An 18,401-nucleotide genomic window follows, 5' to 3' on the forward strand; every position below is an offset into this window, starting at 1 on the left:
GGATATTCTTATCTGTCTGTCGATTTACCCGTTGCCTTTCAGGTTGCGGGTAAGGATTTTATGGATTTACCGGATCCAGCCAACCATATTTGTCTTCGGTCTTGCCGGTAAACAAGCCAAAGAACGCCTGTTGGATCTGTTTGGTCACCGGGCCGCATTTACCAATGCCGACCTTGATGCCGTCAACGCTGCGAACCGGGGTAATTTCTGCGGCGGTACCGGACATGAACACTTCATCGGCCAGATACAGCGACTCGCGCGACAGCACTTGTTCACGCACTTCGAAGCCCATGTCTTTCGCCAGCTTGATGATGGCATCGCGGGTAATGCCCGGCAGCGCGGAAGAGGTAAACGGCGGGGTGAACAGCACGCCGTCTTTCACTTCAAACAGGTTTTCACCTGCGCCTTCGGAAATGTAGCCGTGCACATCCAGCGCGATCCCTTCCTGATAACCGTGGCGGCGCGCTTCACTGCCCACCAGCAGGGAGGAAAGATAGTTACCGCCGGCCTTGGCCGCGGTTGGGATGGTGTTTGGCGCCACGCGGTGCCAGGACGAAACCATCGCATCGATACCTTGATCCAGCGCCTCTTCACCCAGGTACGCACCCCAAGGAAACGCCGCGATAATCACGTCTGTTTTGTAACCTTCCGGAGGGTTAACCCCCATGCCGACGTCACCGACAAACACCAACGGGCGAATATAAGCGCTGCCCAGATTGTTTTTACGCAGCGTGGCGCGGCAGGCTTCCATCAGTTCATCAACGCTTTGCGATACCGGCATACGGTAGATTTTCGCCGAGTCATGCAGGCGCTGCATATGTTCACGGTGACGGAACACCACCGGGCCTTTATGGGAGTCGTAGCAACGGACCCCTTCAAACACCGAAGTGCCGTAATGCAACGCATGCGACATCACGTGCACTTTGGCGTCAGCCCAAGGAACCATCTCACCATTGAACCAAATGTAATCGGCTTTCTTCGTCATTGTTATTTATCCTTCTCGCGCGTCAGGCGCGTATTTGTTGTGATGTTTGTTGCTGGATCTCAACGCAGGAGACATCCATCAGTTTGCTCAACTGAGATGACAGTAGATCCACCGGGCGCTGGCTGGCAACGGTCAATTCAATATTAATCTTGTCGGTATTTGCCGCCGTTGCCATATTCATAGCACAAACCTGAAAGCCACGATGACGCACGACACGCAATACGCGCTCTAACATTTCAGGGCGAAAACGGGCCTGGATCGAGAGTTGATGCTGCATCATGATATTTTCTCCAACATGGTTTCGTTACCGGCACCCGGCGGCACCAGCGGCCAGACGTTTTCAAGCTCATCGATCGACACGTGCAGCATGTAAGGCCCTTCGCTGTTGAATAAGGCGTCGAGCGCGCCTGCTACCTGGTCTTTACGGGTAATTCGCTGGCCGGGAATGCCAAAGGCATTGGCCAACATCAGGAAATCGGGGTTATCGGAGAGATTGGTTTCGCTGTAACGTCCGTCAAAAAACAGCTGCTGCCACTGACGAACCATTCCCAAACGCTGGTTATCCAGCAAAACGATTTTCAGCGGTAACTGTTTGCGTTTGATGGTACCCAGCTCCTGCACATTCATCATGAAAGAACCGTCGCCCGATACGCAAACCACCGTATCCTCCGGGCGGGCCATCTGGGCGCCAACCGCGGCCGGCACACCAAAACCCATGGTGCCCAAACCGCTGGAGGTGATGAAATTCTCCGGGCGTTCAAAGGTCATGTGCTGCGCGGTCCACATCTGGTGCTGGCCCACGTCGGTGGTGATTACGCTGTTGGCCGGCTTGCGCTCGGACAGCTGCTTCAACAACAGCGGCGCGTAGATCGGCTGGCCTGGATGGTCGTAACGCCAGGTATGGGTTTCTTTCAGTTCAACCACTCGCTGCTGCCAGGCGGCGATCTTCAACGGCTGCTGCAATGCCGGTAACAAGGCTTTCAAATCGCCCTGCAGCGCCACGTGCGCCTGGCGCAACTTGCTCATTTCCGCCGGGTCGATATCCATGTGGATCACCTTGGCATGCGGGGCGAAAGCATTCAGTTTACCGGTTACGCGATCGTCAAAACGCGCGCCAACGGCAATCAACAAATCGCATTCCTGCACCGCCAGGTTGGCGGCCTTGGTGCCGTGCATTCCCAGCATACCGAGGTAGTACGGCTGCTCAGCGTCCGGTGCGCCCAGCCCTTTCAGCGTGGCAACGTTGGGCATTTGGGTCACCGCGATGAACTCTCGCAGCGCCGGTACCGCCTGCGCCATGCCAACACCGCCGCCGACGTACAGCATCGGCTTGTGCGCCTGCGCCAGCAATTCGACGGCCTGCGCCATTTCCGCAACCGGGTAGTGCAGTTCTTCCTCTACCGGCATCAGGTGCGGGTGTAATTCGCCGTGTGCCAGTTGGATGTCTTTCGGGATATCGATCAGCACCGGGCCAGGACGACCGCTGCTGGCGATGGCGAAGGCTTCCGCCATGATGCCCGGCAGCGCATCCAGTGATTCCACCAGGAAGCTGTGTTTGGTGCAGGCCAGAGACAGGCCGAGGACATCGATCTCCTGAAAGGCATCGGTGCCAATCAGTGCGGAGCCTACCTGACCGGTGATCGCTACCAGCGGAACAGAATCCAGCAGCGCATCGGCCAGGCCGGTGATCAGGTTGGTGGCGCCGGGGCCGGAAGTGGCGATACAAACGCCCACCTTGCCGGTTGAACGGGCATAACCAATGGCAGCCATCGCGGCGCCTTGCTCGTGGCGGCACAGCAGGTGTTCCACCCCACCGTCATACAATGCATCGTAGACCGGCATGATTGCGCCACCCGGGTAGCCGAAAACCGTATCAACTCCCTGTGCACGCAATGCTTGTACTACCCACTGAGCCCCGTTCATAGTTATTTCCCCGCCTTACTTCGACAACTGCAGGATTTTGTTCTGTTATTCATATTGTTATCCTCGTTTCACTTTTCTCTTGCCAATAAAAAACCCCCGGACCTTTCGGTGCGGGGGTTCTCTTGCGATTCCGACTTGTTTTCTAAGCCATTCTTCGTCCAAGTGCAGCCCCGCACGGTGGGATAATAATCACCACCACGCTAATCACGACTAGGCTAATCACTTGGGCAAAGGCTTTCATAATAGGTTTGTTCACTGTGCTCGTTTCGAACTAATGCCTACAGAGGTACCATAGTCCCGCGCGGCATGACAACACTTTTTTTGCGTTATTATTCGGCGCAATCTGGTCATACCTCATGCAAAATGCCCGGATTTCAAACGTTAGCCTGCACACCCGAAGAGTTAACCTCACCCGAGATTGCCTTGCCGCGCGTGTCCTTGCCAAAGAACACCAGTAGCGCAATGACAATCGCCACCGTGCCGGCAATAATCGCCATCGCCAGGCCATAATTATGGCCGTGATGTTCGGCGATGGTCGCCTGCAGCGTGGCGTTGACCGAAGCAATCAGGTTACCCAACTGGTAAACAAACCCTGGCAGCACCGCACGGGTATTGGCCGGCACCAGTTCGGTGAGATAAGTCGGTATCACGCCCCAGGCGCCCTGCACCATGAACTGCATCAGAAATGCGCCAATCCCCAGCATCAACGAGCCGCTGGAAAATGCCCACAGCGGGATCACCGGCAAGGCCAATAATGCGGCGATGATAATTGCCTTCCGGCGGCCGATTTTTTCCGATAGCGAACCGAAGAAAACACCGCCGATAATTGACGCGATATTGTAGCTAATAGCGATGATACTGACGGTTTTAGGATCGAAACCGTGCTGAACTTTCAAAAACACCGGATACATATCCTGGGTGCCGTGCGAGAAGAAATTGAATGCCGCCATCAGTAACACCAGATAGCCGCACAGCTTCCAGTGGCTCTTAAGCACCGGCAGCAGGGCGCTGCTTTCCTTGCGTTCACGCGCCGCCAACCACACCGGCGACTCCTGCACGCAGTAGTAAATAAACGGCAGCAGTAAAATTGGTGCCGCCCCGATCACAAACATGCCGCGCCAGCCAATCACCTCAAACAGCAGGCCATACACCACCGCCGCCAATAGATAACCGAACGGGTAACCGGCCTGGAAAATCCCCGACATCAGGCCACGCGAACGATCCGGAATGGTCTCCAGCGCCAGCGACGACGCGACGCCCCAGATCCCGCCCATCGCCACGCCGTACAGCACCCGCAGTAACAGGAATACCGTCAACGACGGCGCCGCTGCGGACAACAGTTCAAAGATCGAGAAGAACACGATATTCAGCATCAAAATCGGTTTGCGGCCGTATTTTTCCGCCGCCCGGCCGAAGATCAGTGCACCAATCGGTCGCACCGCCAGCGTCAGCAAGATAGCCAGCGTCACCTCCTCCATGCCGACATGGAAAGATTGCGCGATATCGCTGAGCAGAAAGACCAGCACGAAAAAATCGAAAGCATCAAGCGTCCAGCTTGAAAAGCTGGCGATGGCTGCATTGCGTTGCAGCGGGGTCCAACCAAACATAGTGTTATCCCTACTCTGGAATACGAGGTCATGAGGTTTAGCGGCTGCCGCAGCGGAAGGCGACGGCGGTCGGAGTTTGTTAACGAAGTGATTTTTATTTTAATCAATTGTTAAATACACCCATTCCCCCTCTCACTGCAACTTGGTTAGCTTGCTAATTTGTTGCAGCATTCACGTATTTGTTAAGGGGTATTGCCGCAACTTGCGCAGTGCTGCACAAAAATCCGTTATCCCTATGAAATTCATTGTTTTAATTGCGGCTTTCCACGCAAACATTCCAAGGTTACCGCGCCCTGCCAGGGCCTTTGCCGCATCATGTTGCCTACAGCAAGGAGAGCAATATGTCACTGGCGGTTATCTATACCCGAGCCACGCTGGGCGTTCAGGCCCCTTCGGTTACGGTGGAAGTGCATATCAGCAACGGGCTACCCGGTCTGACCATGGTCGGCCTGCCGGAAACTACGGTGAAAGAAGCCCGCGATCGGGTACGCAGTGCGTTGATCAACAATGGCTTCACCTTTCCCGCGCGGCGTATCACCGTCAATCTGGCACCGGCCGATTTACCCAAGGAAGGTGGGCGTTATGACCTGCCGATCGCTTTGGCGATCCTCGCCGCCTCCGAACAGTTACCGGCCGATAAGCTGGCTCGTTATGAGTTCCTTGGGGAGTTGGCGCTATCCGGCGCACTACGGGGAGTCAGCGGTGCGATACCCGCCGCGCTGGCCGCAATGGATGCGGGCAGGCAGTTGATTCTGGCTGCCACCAATGGCCGGGAGGTGGGGTTGATTACCCAGAGCGAAACCCTGGTGGCAGAACACCTGCTGGAGGTGTGCGCCTTTCTGCTGGGTAAAGGGGACTTACCGATAGCCAGCGCGCCGCCGGCAATGGAGAGCGCGCAAGAACCTGCCGACCTGCAAGATATCCTGGGCCAGGAACAGGCTAAACGGGCGCTGGAGATCGCCGCAGCCGGGGGTCACAACCTGCTGCTGGTCGGCCCACCGGGAACCGGGAAAACCATGCTGGCCAGCCGTTTGAATGGCCTGCTGCCCCCGCTGACCGAACGAGAGGCACTGGAAAGCATCGCGGTAGCCAGTCTGCTGCATCACCCTGCACAAGCGCTGCCATGGCGACAGCGGCCGTTTCGCGCACCGCATCACAGTGCCTCGATGGCCGCGCTGGTCGGCGGTGGCTCACTGCCGCGGCCGGGTGAGATATCCATGGCGCACAACGGCGTGCTGTTTCTTGATGAGTTGCCCGAATTTGAAAGACGAGTGCTGGATGCCCTGCGTGAACCCCTTGAATCCGGCGAAATAGTCATTTCTCGCGCTACGGCCAAGGTCTGCTTTCCGGCCAGAGTGCAGCTAATTGCCACCATGAACCCCAGCCCCACCGGGCATTATCAGGGCATGCATAACCGTGCGTCCCCACAACAGATCCTGCGCTATCTCGGGCGGCTTTCAGGGCCGTTTCTCGATCGCTTCGATTTATCGATTGAAGTGCCACTGCTGCCACCGGGCGTGCTGAGCAAACGACGCATCGCCAGTGAAAGTAGTACTCAGGTACGAAAGCGGGTGCTGCTGGCACGCGAAAGGCAGCTCAACCGTTCAGGGAAAATCAACGCCCTGCTGAATAATCACGAGGTAGAGCGTGATTGCGCACTGAGCGAGGCGGACGCAGATTTTCTTGAGACGACGTTAAATCGATTGGGATTATCGGTTCGCGCCTGGCAGCGGATTTTAAAAGTGGCTCGTACCCTGGCGGATTTAGCAGGAGATCGGGATATTGATAAGCGCCATTTGAGCGAAGCGTTGGGCTATCGCAGTATGGATCGCCTGTTGCTGCAGCTGCACCGCAGCCTGGAGTAAAAATGGGGCCCAAAGGCCCCATCGTTATCAATCGTCGCTGTCGGTGTAATCTTCCACCGCATCAGCCTGCGGCTTGCCGCCGGACAGGGTATGGAATTTTTTCGGGCGGCGTGTGCGCACCAGATATTTAGCCCATACTTTTTCCTGCTCGGTAACCGGCTCACGCTCACCGTGGCACACTGCGACGAACAACTGTTCTTCTTCAGTGACCGGCTGACGTTTGCCCGCGTCCAGCTCATTGAACGCATACCCGAAACGCTCTAGCAATTGCGCTTCTTTAATGGTGAAATCGCCGTGACGGGAGAACCCGCGAGGATAATGTTTATTATCAAAAAAACGACTGGTCGTGGTGAAGCTATCCGCCATCTGACACGCTCCTAATTCTCTCATGGCCGTGCTGTTTATGGCGCGGAGTATTAGATAGGCTTGACATTGTGTAAAACAAAACATTTAAATCTTAACGATAAAAATTTCTGGAGATGGGTGTGGATACCGAATTACTGAAAACCTTTTTGGAGGTCAGTAGAACGCGTCACTTTGGCCGAGCCGCAGAATCCTTGTACTTAACGCAGTCTGCCGTTAGTTTTCGTATCCGCCAGTTAGAAACCCAATTGGGCGCGAATTTATTCACCCGACATCGTAACAATATCCGTCTGACGCCAGCAGGGGAGCGGCTTCTGCCCTATGCTGAGAGCCTGATGACCACCTGGCAATTGGCGAAAAAAGAGGTGGTACGTTCGCTGCAGCATACTGAATTGTCCATCGGTGCCACCGCGTCATTGTGGGAAGCTTATCTGACCCCGTGGCTGCAATCGTTGTACCAACAACGCGAGGCGTTACAGCTGGAAGCCAGGGTGGCGTTACGGCACTCTTTGGTAAAACAGCTGCATGAAAGACAGCTCGATTTGCTCATCACCACTGAGCCGCCAAAAATGGATGAACTGGCCAGCCAGCTGTTGGGCAATTTCTCGCTGCGGCTGTTCTCCTCCACCCTGCGTGATAAACATGCGCCGATGCCGTATATCAAGCTGGAATGGGGGGCGGATTTTCATCAGCAGGAGAGCCGTATGCTGGAGGGGGATAATTTGCCGGTACTCACCACAACCTCCGCACACCTGACCCGACAACTGCTGGAAACCACCGGCGGCTGCGCCTTCCTGCCCAGTCAATGGGAGAAGGACTACCCGCAGTTGGCCGCCATTGCCGACATCCCGCCGATAATCCGCCCGCTGTATGCCGTTTGGCTGCAAAATAGCGATCAGCAGCCGCTGATCCGGCAACTGCTGAAAATACCTTTAAATACTACGGCATGAGGCGTTATAACGGCGTTAAGCGAGGATGCCGGGGTTTGGTTCGTCTACCGAGCCAAAACGCGCTCATCGCCTTCTGAAGGCCGATAAAGCCGAACAACAGAATGCCGATGACAATTTTGGTCCACCAGGAGCTGAGCGTGCCGTCGAACGTGATGTAACTCTGTATCAGCCCCTGGATCAGCACGCCGAACAGCGTGCCTAATACGGTGCCGACCCCACCGGTCAACAAGGTGCCACCAATCACTACCGCAGCAATGGCATCCAGCTCGACCCCGCTGGCCGCCAGCGCGTAGCCCGCTGAGGTATATAACGAGAAAATAATCCCGGACAACGCAGCCAAAGTGCCTGAGAGCATATAAATCAGCACCGTAGTCCGTTGCACCGGTACGCCCATCAGCGCCGCAGACACCCGATTACCGCCGATGGCGTAGACGTTGTGGCCAAATCGGGTGCGGTGCGCCAACACTATGCCGACCGCCACCACCATTAGCATCACCAACGCCAACAGCGTGAAACGGCCGCCGCCCGGCAGTTTCCAGGCGTAGTTCGCCAGCGTGGCATACAACGGGTGATCAATGGGAATCGACTCTTCCGAGACGATAAAACTCATGCCCCGCACGAAGAACATTCCGGCCAGCGTGATGATAAACGCCGGTAGCTTCAACACATCGATGATCCAGCCCATCAGTGCGCCAAACGACGCCCCCATCAGCAGCGCAATAACAAACGCATAGCCCGGGGCAATACCGTAGGTTCCGATCAATTTGGCCAATAGCACCCCGGTGAAGGCGATCACCGAGCCGACCGACAGATCAATACCGCCGGAAAGGATCACAAACGTCATGCCTACCGCGACAATGCCAAGAAAGGCGTTGTCGGTCAGCAAGTCACACCACACACGCGTTGAGGCAAAGCTGGGGAACTGAGTAAGGCAAAAACCATAGCCCAGGAGGAACACCAGGACAGTCATCAACAGTGGCAGATTACGCTTGATCATGGCCTTTTTCTCCTAAGCAGTTGACGCAACGAAACGCTGGGTGATTGCACCATCAGCACCGCCAGCACCACGATCGCTTTCAGCACCAGATTAAACTCCGGCCGATAGCCGGAGAGCAGAATACCGGTATTCATCCCCTGAATAATTAATGCCCCCACCACCGACAACAGCAGGTTAAAACGCCCCCCCAGCAATGAACCGCCGCCAATCACCACCGCCAAGATTGCATCCAACTCCAGCCACAGCCCGGCATTGTTGGCGTCTGCACCCCGGATATCCGCCGTAACTATGATCCCGGCCACCGCAGCACAGAGCCCGCAGATCACATATACCGCCATCACCACCCAGCGCGTACTGACCCCCGCATTGCGGGCCGAGCGCAGATTGATGCCCACAGCCTCGATAAACAGCCCCAGCGCCGTTTTACGCGTCAGCAGCCAGATCAACAGCAGCATCACTGCGGCAATGATCGCCGGCAGCGGCAAATACATCAGCGCGCCGCTACCAAGCCACGCCAACCCTTCTCGTTCAAAGGTGACGATTTGTCCTTCGGTGATCAGTTGTGCAATGCCACGACCGGCCACCATCAGCATCAACGTGGCAACAATCGGTTGTATCTGCAGTACCGCCACCAGAAAACCGTTCCACAAGCCACACAGCGCTCCGGCCGCCAAAGCAGCGGCCAGCACGTACCCCAGCGGATAACCGGCACTGGTCAAGGTTGCGGCCGTGGCACCGGCTATCGCCATCACCGCCCCCACGGAAAGGTCGATACCCCCGGTGGCGATCACTAACGTCATGCCCAATGCCAATAACGCTACCGGCGCGCCACGGTTAACGATGTCGATCACGCTACCAAACAGTCGGCCGTCCTGAATGTGGATGGAAAAGAAATTCGGGGCGACCAGGCTGTCGATCAGCAAAATCACCGCCAGCGCCCCCAGTTGCGTTGCCCCAGCGGGGAACACCCATCTGACCTTGCGTGGCCCACCGGACATGGAAAAACTCCTGAGGTTCATTCAACCCCCTGTTGCGCGGCAATCGCCTGCATGATTGCAGGCACCGTAATGGCGTCATGTTCAAGCTGCGCCACGTGCTTTCTGTCGCGTAGCACCAAGATACGATCGGCATAGCCCGCCAGCTCTTCCAGTTCGGAAGAAATCACCAGCAGCGCCAGCCCTTCATCACAGAGTTTTTCAATTAAACGAATGATTTCAGCATGTGCGCCAACGTCTATTCCGCGTGTCGGTTCATCCAGGATCAAAAAACGCGGTTTGGTCGCCAACCAGCGGGACAGCAACACTTTCTGCTGATTGCCACCGGAGAGATATTGGATCTGCTGTTCCGGCCCCGGAGTACGGATGCCCAGCAGTTGGATATAACTCTCGGCAATGCGGGTTTGTTCCCGCAGCGATAAGGGTTTTAACCAACCGCGTTGTGCCTGCAGAGCCAGAATGATGTTTTCCCGCACCGTTGCAGCGCCGACAATCCCGTCGGTTTTACGATCCTCAGGGCAATAGCCGAAACCGAGACTGGCCGCTTTACGAGGCGTACGGATGTTCACCGTACGTCCCCCGACTTTGGCACTACCGCTATCACGAGGTTTGATGCCGAATATCAGCTGAGCCGTTTCCGTGCGCCCCGATCCCAGTAGGCCGGCCAGGCCAACTATCTCGCCCGGACGTATTTGCAGATCGAAGGGTTCAACCATGCCGCGTCGCCCGTAACCACTGAATTCGACCAGAGATGGCGCCTCAGTTAGCCCGTGCTCACCGCGTTTGAGCAGCGATTCGTCAAAGGCATGGCCAAGCATCATCTGTACCAATTCCAGACGCGGTAAATCAGCGGTAATCTTGGTTCCCACTAACTTACCGTTACGCAGTACAGTGATGCGATCGCAAATACGGTAAACCTGATCGAGGAAGTGGGTGACAAATATCATCCCCATGCCCTGGGTGCGGAGCTGGCTGAGAATACCCAGCAGCATGCTGACTTCTTTAGCATCCAGACTGGCAGTTGGCTCATCCAGGATCAGGACTTTTGCTGACAGGTCGACCGCCCGCGCGATAGCGATAATCTGCTGGATCGCAATGGAGTAATTGCCCAATGGCTGGCTGACATCCAACTGTAATCCATACCCCAATAAAAGCTGTTGAGCCTGGCGCAGCAACTTTTTTTGATCAACCAGGCCGAAGCGCGTTGGCTCTCGACCAATGAACAGATTGGCCGCCACCGAGATATTCGGCAGCAGGTTAACCTCCTGATAAACCGTACCAATCCCCAGCACTTGTGCCTGTGCGGTGCTCTGTGGGGCGATCGCGCGCCCCTCCAGCAGTATCTCACCGGCGGAACGCTGATAGACCCCGGTTAACGCTTTGATTAACGTGGATTTGCCCGCGCCATTTTCACCCAGCAACGCCATGATCTCTCCGCGCTGCAACGTGATATCAACCTGCTCCAGCGCTTTAACGCCAGGAAACTCAACGGATAATCCCTTAATCGCCAATAACGTGGTCTGAGATGTGTCCATCTTCTGTCCCGCCGGTAAGTGGATTAATAACCCATACTTTTCTTCAGCTCGAATTCCTGTTTCGCTGTATCTGGCTGCAGCAGTTTCGATTCAGTCTGGATAAACTTCGGCGGCTGAGTGCCATCTTTCTTCATCGCCAACAACGCATCGAACGCCGGGCCAGCCATATTCGGCGTCAGTTCAACCGTGGCATTAGCTTCACCATTCATCATCGCTTTGAATATGTCAGGAACACCGTCGATAGAGACAATTTTGATCTGTGAGCCCGGTTTTAAACCCGCCTCTTTGATTGCCTGAATAGCACCAATCGCCATATCGTCGTTATGCGCATACACCGCACAAATATTTTTGCCGTTTTGCTCGGCCTTGATAAAGCTTTCCATCACTTCTTTGCCCTTGCTGCGGGTAAAGTCGCCGGATTGCGAGCGGATGATTTTAACGTTGGCAGCGGTGGCTATGCCGTCGGCAAAGCCTTTCTTGCGGTTAATGGCGACGCTGGAGCCCACGGTCCCCTGCAGTTCCACCACGTTACAGGGCTTGCCGGCGACCTCTTTCACCAGCCACTCTCCTGCGACTTTACCTTCATGCACGCTGTCGGACGCCACGGCTGCGGTATAGAGCGAGGGATCGTTCACTTCGATCATCCGGTCGAGCAGGAATACCGGGATCTTGGCCTCTTTGGCCTCTTGCAGTACCGGGGTCCACCCGGTGGCGACTACCGGTGCAATGAAAATGGCATCAACACCCTGGGCGATGAAGGATCTGACCGCTTTGATCTGGTTTTCCTGTTTTTGCTGCGCATCGGCTATTTTTAACGTAATACCGCGTTTTTCCGCTTCCTGTTTCGACACCTTGGTTTCGGCAGAACGCCAGCCCGATTCCGAACCAATCTGAGAAAAACCGACAACCAGCGGTGCCGCCTGTACCGTACTTATCAATGCGCCAGTGATGGCGGCCGCTAACAGCAGACGTTTAATCATGTTTGTGTTCTCCCCGCACTGCCCAGGCATCAGGCGGCCTCAGGCAGTGGTAACTGTTGTTGTGTATGCTGCATATTTTTCTGGTGAAGTGGGTATCCAAAGACTCGGACACCCATTAGGTGTAGTCGAAAATCAGGCAGGAATAATGAGCGGCATCACATCACGGGAGAACAACCATTTTGTACATGGATCCAGCTAAAAATGTCTAAATTTGGAACAATTTCGGCAGGGTTTTTAGGCAATTTATCAGAGGAATAGCGAAGATTAGGGAAAGTTGAAAGCAAAAAAAACCCTTCGCTTTCGCAAAGGGTTTCTAATATGGCAGGGGCGGAGAGACTCGAACTCGCGACACCCGGTTTTGGAGACCGGTGCTCTACCAACTGAGCTACGCCCCTAAATCATGCTTAACATTATGCCTGCTAAAGTTAGCAGGCATAATTTAAATAAGTGGCGGAACGGACGGGGCTCGAACCCGCGACCCCCTGCGTGACAGGCAGGTATTCTAACCAACTGAACTACCGCTCCACCGGTTCTTTCACGTTACATCTTTCGATGTGGCAAAATCGCTCTTGGCGATCCTGCTCATTACCGGGTGTCAAACCGATAACGTTTAATTGATGCCTGGCAGTGTCCTACTCTCGCATGGGGAGACCCCACACTACCATCGGCGCTACGGCGTTTCACTTCTGAGTTCGGCATGGGATCAGGTGGGACCACCGCGCTATTGCCGCCAGGCAAATTCTGTTTCATTCCGGCCGTTACCTCAGTAACCACCAGAACCAATCTCGGAACGCGCTGAAAATCTCTCAAATCAAAACACTTTTGGTGTTGTAAGGTTAAGTCTCACGGATCATTAGTACTGGTTAGCTCAATGCATCGCTGCACTTACACACCCAGCCTATCAACGTCTTAGTCTTAAACGTTCCTTCAGGGGAATCAAGTTCCCAGGGAAGACTCATCTCGAGGCAAGTTTCGCGCTTAGATGCTTTCAGCGCTTATCTTTTCCGCACTTAGCTACCGGGCAATGCCATTGGCATGACAACCCGAACACCAGTGGTGCGTTCACTCCGGTCCTCTCGTACTAGGAGCAACCCCTCTCAATCTTCCAACGCCCACGGCAGATAGGGACCGAACTGTCTCACGACGTTCTAAACCCAGCTCGCGTACCACTTTAAATGGCGAACAGCCATACCCTTGGGACCTACTTCAGCCCCAGGATGTGATGAGCCGACATCGAGGTGCCAAACACCGCCGTCGATATGAACTCTTGGGCGGTATCAGCCTGTTATCCCCGGAGTACCTTTTATCCGTTGAGCGATGGCCCTTCCATTCAGAACCACCGGATCACTAAGACCTACTTTCGTACCTGCTCGAGCCGTCACTCTCGCAGTCAAGCTAGCTTATGCCTTTGCACTAACCTCACGATGTCCGACCGTGATTAGCTAACCTTCGTGCTCCTCCGTTACTCTTTGGGAGGAGACCGCCCCAGTCAAACTACCCACCAGACACTGTCCTCACCCCGGATTACGGGGCCGAGTTAGAACATCAAACATTAAAGGGTGGTATTTCAAGGTTGGCTCCACGCAGACTGGCGTCCACGCTTCAAAGCCTCCCACCTATCCTACACATCAAGGCTCAATGTTCAGTGTCAAGCTATAGTAAAGGTTCACGGGGTCTTTCCGTCTTGCCGCGGGTACACTGCATCTTCACAGCGAGTTCAATTTCACTGAGTCTCGGGTGGAGACAGCCTGGCCATCATTACGCCATTCGTGCAGGTCGGAACTTACCCGACAAGGAATTTCGCTACCTTAGGACCGTTATAGTTACGGCCGCCGTTTACTGGGGCTTCGATCAAGAGCTTCGCCTTGCGGCTGACCCCATCAATTAACCTTCCAGCACCGGGCAGGCGTCACACCGTATACGTCCACTTTCGTGTTTGCACAGTGCTGTGTTTTTATTAAACAGTTGCAGCCAGCTGGTATCTGCGACTGGCTTCGGCTCCGAGAGCAAGTCTCTTCACCTACGCGCCAGCGTGCCTTCTCCCGAAGTTACGGCACCATTTTGCCTAGTTCCTTCACCCGAGTTCTCTCAAGCGCCTTGGTATTCTCTACCTGACCACCTGTGTCGGTTTGGGGTACGATTCTGTGTTACCTGATGCTTAGAGGCTTTTCCTGGAAGCTTGGCATCAACTACTTCTGCACCGTAGTGCATCGTCATCACGCCTCAGGGTTAGATAAGTCACCGGATTTACCAGGTCACTCCCCCTACACGCTTAAACCGGGACAACCGTCGCCCGGCTAGCCTAGCCTTCTCCGTCCCCCCTTCGCAGTAACACCGAGTACAGGAATATTAACCTGTTTCCCATCGACTACGCCTTTCGGCCTCGCCTTAGGGGTCGACTCACCCTGCCCCGATTAACGTTGGACAGGAACCCTTGGTCTTCCGGCGAGCGGGTTTTTCACCCGCTTTATCGTTACTTATGTCAGCATTCGCACTTCTGATACCTCCAGCAATCCTCACAGACCACCTTCAACGGCTTACAGAACGCTCCCCTACCCAACAACGCCTAAGCGTCGCTGCCGCAGCTTCGGTGCATGGTTTAGCCCCGTTACATCTTCCGCGCAGGCCGACTCGACCAGTGAGCTATTACGCTTTCTTTAAATGATGGCTGCTTCTAAGCCAACATCCTGGCTGTCTATGCCTTCCCACATCGTTTCCCACTTAACCATGACTTTGGGACCTTAGCTGGCGGTCTGGGTTGTTTCCCTCTTCACGACGGACGTTAGCACCCGCCGTGTGTCTCCCGTGATAACATTCTTCGGTATTCGGAGTTTGCATCGGTTTGGTAAGCCGGGATGGCCCCCTAGCCGAAACAGTGCTCTACCCCCGAAGATGAGTTCACGAGGCGCTACCTAAATAGCTTTCGGGGAGAACCAGCTATCTCCCGGTTTGATTGGCCTTTCACCCCCAGCCACAAGTCATCCGCTAATTTTTCAACATTAGTCGGTTCGGTCCTCCAGTTAGTGTTACCCAACCTTCAACCTGCCCATGGCTAGATCACCGGGTTTCGGGTCTATACCTTGCAACTATTCGCCCAGTTAAGACTCGGTTTCCCTACGGCTCCCCTATACGGTTAACCTTGCTACAAAATATAAGTCGCTGACCCATTATACAAAAGGTACGCAGTCACCCAACAAAGTAGGCTCCCACTGCTTGTACGTACACGGTTTCAGGTTCTATTTCACTCCCCTCGCCGGGGTTCTTTTCGCCTTTCCCTCACGGTACTGGTTCACTATCGGTCAGTCAGGAGTATTTAGCCTTGGAGGATGGTCCCCCCATATTCAGACAGGATGTCACGTGTCCCGCCCTACTCATCGAACTCACAATTAATGCATTTTAGTGTACGGGACTATCACCCTTTACTGTGCGACTTTCCAGACGCTTCCACTAACACAAGAACTGATTCAGGTTCTGGGCTCCTCCCCGTTCGCTCGCCGCTACTGGGGGAATCTCGGTTGATTTCTTTTCCTCGGGGTACTTAGATGTTTCAGTTCCCCCGGTTCGCCTCATACGACTATGTATTCATCGTATGATAGTGCAACGAATTGCACTGGGTTTCCCCATTCGGGTATCGCCGGTTATAACGGTTTATATCACCTTACCGACGCTTATCGCAGATTAACACGCCCTTCATCGCCTCTGACTGCCTAGGCATCCACCGTGTACGCTTAGTCACTTAACCTCACAACCCAAAAGTGTTTCCACTTTCATGTTGCTACATTTGAGAGACTCTATGACAGGGTACTCCTTACTCCAGTACTTCTACGGAGGAGTAAGTTTCAGCTGTCATGTTTCAATTTTCAGCTTGTTCCAGATTGTTAAAGAGCAATATCTTAAACATGACTCTTGCGAATCAGTTTTAAGATTTTTTGATATGGTGGAGCTAAGCGGGATCGAACCGCTGACCTCCTGCGTGCAAGGCAGGCGCTCTCCCAGCTGAGCTATAGCCCCATATCAGAAAAGCATTTTTCACACCTTATCTACTACCTTCGCCAATTCGCTTCTAGTCAAAGCGAAGTCCTACGACGTTTATTCACATAAACGAATAGGGCGACAACGCAGGATAGGAGAGAATTGGTGGGTCTGAGTGGACTTGAACCACCGACCTCACCCTTATCAGGGGTGCGCTCTAACCACCTGAGCTACAGACCCGACAAGGTGCTTTAAGACTTAACCGCGAAGATTAAGCCTTATGCTCTCTTTCATTTCATCAGACAATCTGTGTGAGCACTTCACGCAATCAATATCATTAGGTAAGGAGGTGATCCAACCGCAGGTTCCCCTACGGTTACCTTGTTACGACTTCACCCCAGTCATGAATCACAAAGTGGTAAGCGCCCTCCCGAAGGTTAAGCTACCTACTTCTTTTGCAACCCACTCCCATGGTGTGACGGGCGGTGTGTACAAGGCCCGGGAACGTATTCACCGTAGCATTCTGATCTACGATTACTAGCGATTCCGACTTCACGGAGTCGAGTTGCAGACTCCGATCCGGACTACGACGTACTTTATGAGGTCCGCTGGCTCTCGCGAGTTCGCTTCTCTTTGTATACGCCATTGTAGCACGTGTGTAGCCCTACTCGTAAGGGCCATGATGACTTGACGTCATCCCCACCTTCCTCCGGTTTATCACCGGCAGTCTCCTTTGAGTTCCCACCATTACGTGCTGGCAACAAAGGATAAGGGTTGCGCTCGTTGCGGGACTTAACCCAACATTTCACAACACGAGCTGACGACAGCCATGCAGCACCTGTCTCAGAGTTCCCGAAGGCACTAAGCTATCTCTAGCGAATTCTCTGGATGTCAAGAGTAGGTAAGGTTCTTCGCGTTGCATCGAATTAAACCACATGCTCCACCGCTTGTGCGGGCCCCCGTCAATTCATTTGAGTTTTAACCTTGCGGCCGTACTCCCCAGGCGGTCGACTTAACGCGTTAGCTCCGGAAGCCACGCCTCAAGGGCACAACCTCCAAGTCGACATCGTTTACAGCGTGGACTACCAGGGTATCTAATCCTGTTTGCTCCCCACGCTTTCGCACCTGAGCGTCAGTCTTTGTCCAGGGGGCCGCCTTCGCCACCGGTATTCCTCCAGATCTCTACGCATTTCACCGCTACACCTGGAATTCTACCCCCCTCTACAAGACTCTAGCTTGCCAGTTTCAAATGCAGTTCCCACGTTAAGCGCGGGGATTTCACATCTGACTTAACAAACCGCCTGCGTGCGCTTTACGCCCAGTAATTCCGATTAACGCTTGCACCCTCCGTATTACCGCGGCTGCTGGCACGGAGTTAGCCGGTGCTTCTTCTGCGAGTAACGTCAATGCAATGTGCTATTAACACACTACCCTTCCTCCTCGCTGAAAGTGCTTTACAACCCGAAGGCCTTCTTCACACACGCGGCATGGCTGCATCAGGCTTGCGCCCATTGTGCAATATTCCCCACTGCTGCCTCCCGTAGGAGTCTGGACCGTGTCTCAGTTCCAGTGTGGCTGGTCATCCTCTCAGACCAGCTAGGGATCGTCGCCTAGGTGAGCCATTACCCCACCTACTAGCTAATCCCATCTGGGCACATCTGATGGCGTGAGGCCCGAAGGTCCCCCACTTTGGTCCGAAGACGTTATGCGGTATTAGCTACCGTTTCCAGTAGTTATCCCCCTCCATCAGGCAGTTTCCCAGACATTACTCACCCGTCCGCCGCTCGTCACCCAGAGAGCAAGCTCTCCTGTGCTACCGCTCGACTTGCATGTGTTAGGCCTGCCGCCAGCGTTCAATCTGAGCCATGATCAAACTCTTCAATTAAAAGCTTGATTTGCTTCAACTCGTGAAGCGATGCTCGAAAATAACTTTCGTAATAGTCATTCAGTTGGACAAGCCAACGAAACAACTTATTGCTTGGTCACTCTTCAAGACTTGATATTTTTTCGAACCCGAAGGTTCTGGATATCGTCTTGTGGAGTGCCCACACAGATTGTCTGATAAATTGTTAAAGAGCGTTCGTTACGGAGATAACTCTCGGTAACGCGGGAGGTGCATATTACGCTTTCCCGCTGAAGAGTCAAGCTTTTTTCTTATTAAGAAACGGTGTTTTCACCGACTTGCTTCTTCCTGGCTGGGCGACTTGGTTCTCGTTAGAGGAGTCGTTG

At 54.3% G+C, this 18,401-nt stretch carries 12 protein-coding genes, 4 tRNA genes and 3 rRNA genes; 2 read left to right on the forward strand and 17 right to left on the reverse strand.

What is annotated here, in order from left to right:
• Window positions 1–58 precede the first annotated feature (58 nt).
• From ACNT1W_RS01200 to ACNT1W_RS01220, 5 genes are all read right to left on the reverse strand, one after another.
• Window positions 59–985 (reverse strand): branched-chain amino acid transaminase, encoded by a 927-nt coding sequence (locus tag ACNT1W_RS01200; RefSeq protein ID WP_012147432.1) that lies wholly within the window; start codon window positions 983–985, stop codon window positions 59–61.
• A gap of 22 nt (window positions 986–1,007) precedes the next feature.
• Window positions 1,008–1,265, reverse strand: coding sequence for an acetolactate synthase 2 small subunit (gene ilvM, locus ACNT1W_RS01205; protein WP_012147433.1), 258 nt, complete (start codon window positions 1,263–1,265; stop codon window positions 1,008–1,010).
• The gene (ilvG, locus tag ACNT1W_RS01210; RefSeq protein WP_419246311.1) at window positions 1,262–2,908 is read right to left on the reverse strand and encodes an acetolactate synthase 2 catalytic subunit; all 1,647 of its coding nucleotides are present in this window, start codon (window positions 2,906–2,908) and stop codon (window positions 1,262–1,264) included. Before ilvG ends, ilvM begins: the two co-directional genes overlap by 4 nt.
• Window positions 2,909–3,050: 142 nt before the next feature.
• Entirely contained in the window at window positions 3,051–3,149 is a 99-nt protein-coding gene (ilvL, locus tag ACNT1W_RS01215; protein ID WP_015962288.1) for an ilv operon leader peptide, read from the reverse strand.
• A 133-nt stretch (window positions 3,150–3,282) separates the two neighbouring features.
• Entirely contained in the window at window positions 3,283–4,515 is a 1,233-nt protein-coding gene (locus tag ACNT1W_RS01220; protein ID WP_135344814.1) for an MFS transporter, read from the reverse strand.
• 341 nt (window positions 4,516–4,856) lie between these two features.
• Between ACNT1W_RS01220 and ACNT1W_RS01225 the strand changes: the two genes are divergently transcribed.
• Complete coding sequence (locus ACNT1W_RS01225) at window positions 4,857–6,380, forward strand: YifB family Mg chelatase-like AAA ATPase (RefSeq protein WP_419246312.1); 1,524 nt, start codon at window positions 4,857–4,859, stop codon at window positions 6,378–6,380.
• A gap of 27 nt (window positions 6,381–6,407) precedes the next feature.
• On the opposite strand, the gene ACNT1W_RS01230 is transcribed toward ACNT1W_RS01225, so the two are convergent.
• Window positions 6,408–6,746 (reverse strand): DUF413 domain-containing protein, encoded by a 339-nt coding sequence (locus tag ACNT1W_RS01230; protein ID WP_012147437.1) that lies wholly within the window; start codon window positions 6,744–6,746, stop codon window positions 6,408–6,410.
• Between the two features lie 119 nt (window positions 6,747–6,865).
• On the opposite strand from ACNT1W_RS01230, the gene hdfR reads away from it, so the two are divergent.
• Window positions 6,866–7,693 carry an HTH-type transcriptional regulator HdfR gene (gene hdfR, locus ACNT1W_RS01235; protein WP_026142584.1) on the forward strand — a complete coding sequence of 276 codons (828 nt, stop codon included), beginning with the start codon at window positions 6,866–6,868 and terminating at the stop codon, window positions 7,691–7,693.
• Window positions 7,694–7,697: 4 nt separating this feature from the next.
• On the opposite strand, the gene yjfF is transcribed toward hdfR, so the two are convergent.
• The 11 genes from yjfF to ACNT1W_RS01290 all read right to left on the reverse strand — a co-directional run bounded on the left by yjfF (window position 7,698) and on the right by ACNT1W_RS01290 (window position 18,057).
• Complete coding sequence (gene yjfF, locus ACNT1W_RS01240; RefSeq protein ID WP_012147439.1) at window positions 7,698–8,690, reverse strand: galactofuranose ABC transporter, permease protein YjfF; 993 nt, start codon at window positions 8,688–8,690, stop codon at window positions 7,698–7,700.
• A complete protein-coding gene (ytfT, locus tag ACNT1W_RS01245) occupies window positions 8,687–9,688 on the reverse strand; it encodes a galactofuranose ABC transporter, ATP-binding protein YtfT (protein WP_041418828.1) in 1,002 nt (333 codons plus the stop codon). The genes yjfF and ytfT overlap by 4 nt, the downstream gene beginning before the upstream one ends.
• 17 nt (window positions 9,689–9,705) lie before the next feature.
• Window positions 9,706–11,220 carry a galactofuranose ABC transporter, ATP-binding protein YtfR gene (gene ytfR / locus ACNT1W_RS01250; RefSeq protein WP_115183545.1) on the reverse strand — a complete coding sequence of 505 codons (1,515 nt, stop codon included), beginning with the start codon at window positions 11,218–11,220 and terminating at the stop codon, window positions 9,706–9,708.
• A gap of 23 nt (window positions 11,221–11,243) precedes the next feature.
• Window positions 11,244–12,200, reverse strand: coding sequence for a galactofuranose ABC transporter, galactofuranose-binding protein YtfQ (gene ytfQ / locus ACNT1W_RS01255; RefSeq protein WP_012147442.1), 957 nt, complete (start codon window positions 12,198–12,200; stop codon window positions 11,244–11,246).
• 319 nt (window positions 12,201–12,519) lie between these two features.
• Window positions 12,520–12,595, reverse strand: a tRNA-Trp gene (locus tag ACNT1W_RS01260).
• Between the two features lie 53 nt (window positions 12,596–12,648).
• Window positions 12,649–12,725: transfer RNA gene (locus tag ACNT1W_RS01265), tRNA-Asp, on the reverse strand.
• Window positions 12,726–12,819: 94 nt separating this feature from the next.
• Window positions 12,820–12,935 (reverse strand): 5S ribosomal RNA (gene rrf, locus ACNT1W_RS01270).
• Window positions 12,936–13,032: 97 nt separating this feature from the next.
• Window positions 13,033–15,942, reverse strand: a 23S ribosomal RNA gene (locus ACNT1W_RS01275).
• 193 nt (window positions 15,943–16,135) lie between these two features.
• Window positions 16,136–16,211, reverse strand: a tRNA-Ala gene (locus ACNT1W_RS01280).
• Between the two features lie 124 nt (window positions 16,212–16,335).
• Window positions 16,336–16,412: transfer RNA gene (locus tag ACNT1W_RS01285), tRNA-Ile, on the reverse strand.
• A 102-nt stretch (window positions 16,413–16,514) separates the two neighbouring features.
• A 16S ribosomal RNA gene (locus ACNT1W_RS01290) occupies window positions 16,515–18,057 on the reverse strand.
• The 16S, 23S and 5S rRNA genes sit together here with 4 tRNA genes alongside, the layout of an rRNA operon.
• Window positions 18,058–18,401: the final 344 nt, after the last annotated feature.

This window comes from Serratia sp. NFX21 (assembly GCF_048517035.1).
Taxonomy (GTDB): domain Bacteria; phylum Pseudomonadota; class Gammaproteobacteria; order Enterobacterales; family Enterobacteriaceae; genus Serratia; species Serratia quinivorans.